The organism is Streptomyces sp. NPDC058221, from assembly GCF_042882365.1.
Lineage (GTDB): Bacteria > Actinomycetota > Actinomycetes > Streptomycetales > Streptomycetaceae > Streptomyces.
The window spans coordinates 1-4,085 of sequence record NZ_JBHVWF010000280.1 but is presented as its reverse complement, the minus strand read 5'-3'; the positions used below and the strand labels follow the sequence as shown (position 1 = coordinate 4,085).

The following is a 4,085-nucleotide window of genomic DNA, read 5'->3' as shown; positions in this document are numbered from 1 at the left end:
GGTCACGACCCAGGCGGGCGGCCCGTTCCCCGTTGACGGGTTCGCACCGGCCCATGAGCGCGGCCGCCGCGGCCCGGCATGCCGAAGCAGCCCGGCCCGTCGACGGGGGTCCCACGGGCCGGGCTGCAGTTCTGGGGTGGGTCAGGCGGCCCAGGGGGGCGTGACCTTGCCGTCAGGGGTGACGGCCTGTCCGCCGGCCGGCATGGCGACGATGGCCTGCGTGTCCTCGAGTGCCGTGAGCTGGCGGGTGGCTCCGCCCGGGACGATCACTGCCTGACCGGCCTTCACGGTCTCGGTCTCGTCTCCGATGGTCACCTCGAAGCCGCCGGAGAGCGGCATCCAGACCTGCTCGCGGTCGATCTCGTGCACGGGAGTCGCGTTGCCGGAAGCCATCTCGACCCGCCAGGTGCAGAGCTCGGTGCTGCCCTGGCTGGGCGCGGCCAAGCCGAACATGGCCGCCGCGGCGGTGCGGGTGGTGCGTGCGTCAGCTTCGGATACTACGTTCATGCCGCTCCCTGAATAAAGTTCCTTTACTTGCAACGAGTAAAGCAACTGTACACAGGTGTGTCAACATGGGTGGATGGAGACCAATGACCCTCTTGAGCGAACCGAGCTGAGCTTCCTCCTCGGTATGGCGTTCCAGCTGGTGCTCTCCGAGTTCGTGCGCAGGCTGGACGCGGCCGGTTATGACGACCTGCGCCCCGTGCACGGCCTGGCCTTCCAGGCGCTCTACGGCCCAGGGCTGACGAGCACCGAACTGGCCGAACGGCTCGGCGTCACCAAGCAGGCGGCCGGCCAGCTCGTCGACGAGCTGGAGAAGGGGGGCTACGTTCAGCGGCGCCCCCACCCCGCCGGTGGGCGCCGCAAGCTGGTGGTGCTCACCGAGCAGGCCCTGGAGCACCTCGTCGTGGCGGGTGGCATCCTGCGCGAGGTCGAGGTGGAGCTGCAGATGCGGCTCCAGGGGAGCGGACTCTCGGTGCCGCGAGCCGAGCTGGCCGCCATCGTCCGCGTGCTGGCCGGTGACGAGATCCCGCCCCTGCGCCCCGTCTGGTGACCTGTCCGGCCGGTGGCCCGGGGGTGTCGCACCTCCAGGGCGGAACCCTCTGGACGCCTCTGAGTAAAGCAGTTTGACTTGCGCCCCGACGGGACGACGCTGCGTCGGTATGCCGACGCAGCGTCGTCCCGTGTCAAGGGCGCGCTTTCGGCCGGACACCCGGCCCGGGCCGCACCGTGCACGCGGCCGGTCGGCCGTCGGTGACGTGGCGCATGAGGCCGGACGCCTCGCCCTGACCCTGTTCGACGCATCAGTCAGAGAACTGGAGAGGCCATGTCCACCCCGAAATCCACCGCAGAGCCGCCGGCGGCGCAGGCCAGATCGTCCGCTGTCGTCCTGGGCGTCATCCTGGTCTGCCAGTTGATGATCGGCCTGGACGCGACGATCATGAACGTGGCGATTCCCAAGGTGCAGGCGAACCTCGACTTCTCCCCGACCGGGGTCTCGTGGGTCCTGAACGCCTACGCGCCGGCCTTCGGCGGTCTGGTGCTGCTCGGCGGGCGCTGCGGAGACATCCTGGGACGCCGCAGGGTGTTCATGGCCGGTGTCATCCTGTTCACCATCGCGTCGCTGGCCGGCGGTCTCGCCACGGAAAGCTGGGAACTCGTCGCGGCGCGCGCCGCGCAGGGGGTCTCCGGCCTCGTCGCCCCCCTCTTCCTCTTCGGTCTGGGCATGGGCCTCTCGTTCCCGGCGCGCTCCCGGCCACGTGCCCCGCCGGACACCGCTGAGTGACTTGCCCCAGGACCGCTTCCTGGAACAGGTCCACGACCTTTTCGGCTCGGCCCGCAGGACCTTCGCCGATCCCGCGGCGACGCAGCGTGTGCTGCCGGTCATACGCGCCGACTTCGCCCTGGCCGAGGCATACCGGCCCCGGGCGGACGACGTACTGCACTGTCCCGTCACCGTCCTGGCCGGGCGTGGTGACGCCTCGACGGACAGCGCGGCCCTGGCAGGCTGGCGCACGCACACCCGTCGCCCTTGCCGAATGCGGACCTTCCCCGGCGACCATCTGTTCCTGCACACGGCGGCAGCCGGAGTGCTCACCACGATCGAGGCGGACCTCGGCGCTTCGGCCGCGCCGGCGGCGCCCGCCGGGCTCACCGCCGTCGCCGGCGGGCGGGCCCGGGTGTCACCGGGACATGCTGCCTGCTGACAACGCACTTCTCCGGCGGGCGGGGAGACCGCGGCGGTCCTCAGACGGCGTGGAGCCGAACGCGGCCACGGCTGATACGCACGCACCGCCCTAGGTTCCGGGAGCGAGCTCCCCGGCCGTCCCGGCTCCCGCCCCCGCGGCAAGGCGCTGTTGTTCCTCCTCGACGATGAGGCGGGCCAGTGAACCGTTCGACACGTCCACGGCGTCCGGTGTCGTCTCGGCGACGTCGCTGCGCCGCGCGTACGCGTCGAACAGCCGCTCCTTGCGGGCCAGGATGTCCAGCATGCGCTGGTCGACGCTGTCCGCGGCGAGCAGCCGGTGTACCTGGACCGTCCGTATCTGGCCCATCCGGTGGGCGCGTGCCACCGCCTGGTGCTCCATGGTCGGCTTGATCTGCGGCTCGCAGAGGATGACGACCGACGCGGCCTGCATGTTCAGCCCGATTCCGCCGGCCTGGATCTGGCTGAGCAGCACCGCGTGGCCGTCCGACGCTGTGAAGGCGTCGATCAGCTCCTGGCGCCGGGCAGCCGGCAGGCTTCCTGTGAGCGGGCCGAACACGTCTTCGCCCAGGGCCTGTCGGACCGTCTCCAGCACCTCGCGGAAGTACGAGAAGACCACGACCTTCAGACCGCCTTCCGCGGCCTCCGCGACCAGCTCACGCAGCCGGTTCAGCTTCGCGGAGGTGCCCGGACTGGCGTAGGCGGCCCGGCGCATCCGCATGAACTGCCCGGCGCTCACCGCCTCCCGGTAGGCCAGCAGATCGGCCTCGCTGAACTCTTCCCACTCGTCGACCTGTACCAGGGCCGGGAGTTCGGTGAGGACATCCTGCTGGTTGCGGCGCAGGTAGGCGGGGGCCACGGCTCGGCGGAAGGCCTGCGAACCGGCGGCGCCATGGCTGGTGTTGATCAACGGCGCGAGCTCGGGCTGGAGTTGGCGGACGAGGCTGCGGAACTCCTCCACCCGGTTCTCCATCGGCGTGCCGGTCAGGAACAGCACCCGCTCGGTCCGCTCCGACCAGCCGGAGACCGCCCGGGAGCGGCGGGTTGCCGGATTCTTGACGTAGTGGGCCTCGTCGACCACGAGCATGCCGGGCCGTATGCCGCTCTCGTCCGCGACAGGCAGGGTGTGCAGGGCGTCGAACGTGGTGAGGGCGACGCCGCCGCTCTCGCACCACTGGGCGAACGCGCCCTGCCGCTCCGGACCGTGGACGGGAAGCGCGCGCAGCGTGGAGCGGGACCTGATCTCCCGCGTCCAGTTGATCAGCACGCTGGCCGGGCAGACCACCAGGAAATGGGTCTCGCCCCGGGCCGCCAGATGGGCCAGTGCGGCGATGGCCTGGACGGTCTTGCCGAGCCCCATCTCGTCGCCGAGGATCACCCGCTTCTGCGCGAGCGCGAAGCGGGCGCCGAAGGACTGGTAGCCGCGGAGCGACACCCGCAGCCGGGCGTCGTCCAGCCGCAGCCCGCGCACCCGGTCGGCGATTCCGGACGGCAGGAACCCCTCGGCCGCGTCCCGGTCGGGCCCGGTGCCGGACATTTCGGCGAGCAGGCTGTAGTACTCGGCGGAGCGCACCTCGAAGTCGACCCAGGCCGCGACCGCGGACTCCGGGTCGCGCAGCAGATCGACCGACACCTGCCCGAACAGCAGCGGCAGTTCGCGCTCGGCCGCATCGGCCGTCACGGCCCGGATGTCAGCGAGAGCGACCAGCGCCTGCGCCCGCGCCGGCCGCCGTGTGAAGAGCATCCGCAGCCGCCCCCTGGCCGGCGCTGCCGCGACCAGCAGCGGATCCAGCCGCCCGGTCAGCCGGCGGGCCCCGTCCACGGCCCGCCGCACGTCCGGCCCGGCCTCGACCAGCCGGTACAACGCGGTGACCAGGGC

General features: G+C 71.6%; 5 protein-coding genes. 3 read left to right on the top strand and 2 right to left on the bottom strand.

Translation table 11 applies throughout. From position 1 onward, the window contains the following. Positions 1-141: 141 nt before the first annotated feature. Complete coding sequence (locus ACFVW8_RS38585) at positions 142-507, bottom strand: cupin domain-containing protein (RefSeq protein WP_389698635.1); 366 nt, start codon at positions 505-507, stop codon at positions 142-144. Positions 508-580: 73 nt separating this feature from the next. Between ACFVW8_RS38585 and ACFVW8_RS38580 the strand changes: the two genes are divergently transcribed. The 3 genes from ACFVW8_RS38580 (at position 581) to ACFVW8_RS38570 (ending at position 2,207) form a co-directional block, all read left to right on the top strand. Next, positions 581-1,054, top strand: a complete 474-nt coding sequence (locus ACFVW8_RS38580; protein ID WP_389698633.1) for a MarR family winged helix-turn-helix transcriptional regulator — start codon at positions 581-583, stop codon at positions 1,052-1,054. Between the two features lie 273 nt (positions 1,055-1,327). Next, positions 1,328-1,786 (top strand): MFS transporter, encoded by a 459-nt coding sequence (locus tag ACFVW8_RS38575; protein WP_389698631.1) that lies wholly within the window; start codon positions 1,328-1,330, stop codon positions 1,784-1,786. Position 1,787: 1 nt separating this feature from the next. Then, on the top strand, positions 1,788-2,207 hold the full coding sequence (locus ACFVW8_RS38570; RefSeq protein WP_389698630.1) for a thioesterase II family protein: 420 nt from the start codon (positions 1,788-1,790) through the stop codon (positions 2,205-2,207). Positions 2,208-2,297: 90 nt separating this feature from the next. Here ACFVW8_RS38570 and ACFVW8_RS38565 read toward each other — a convergent pair. Beyond that, positions 2,298-4,085: DEAD/DEAH box helicase (locus ACFVW8_RS38565; RefSeq protein WP_389698628.1), on the bottom strand; the 1,788-nt coding region annotated here is incomplete at its 5' end.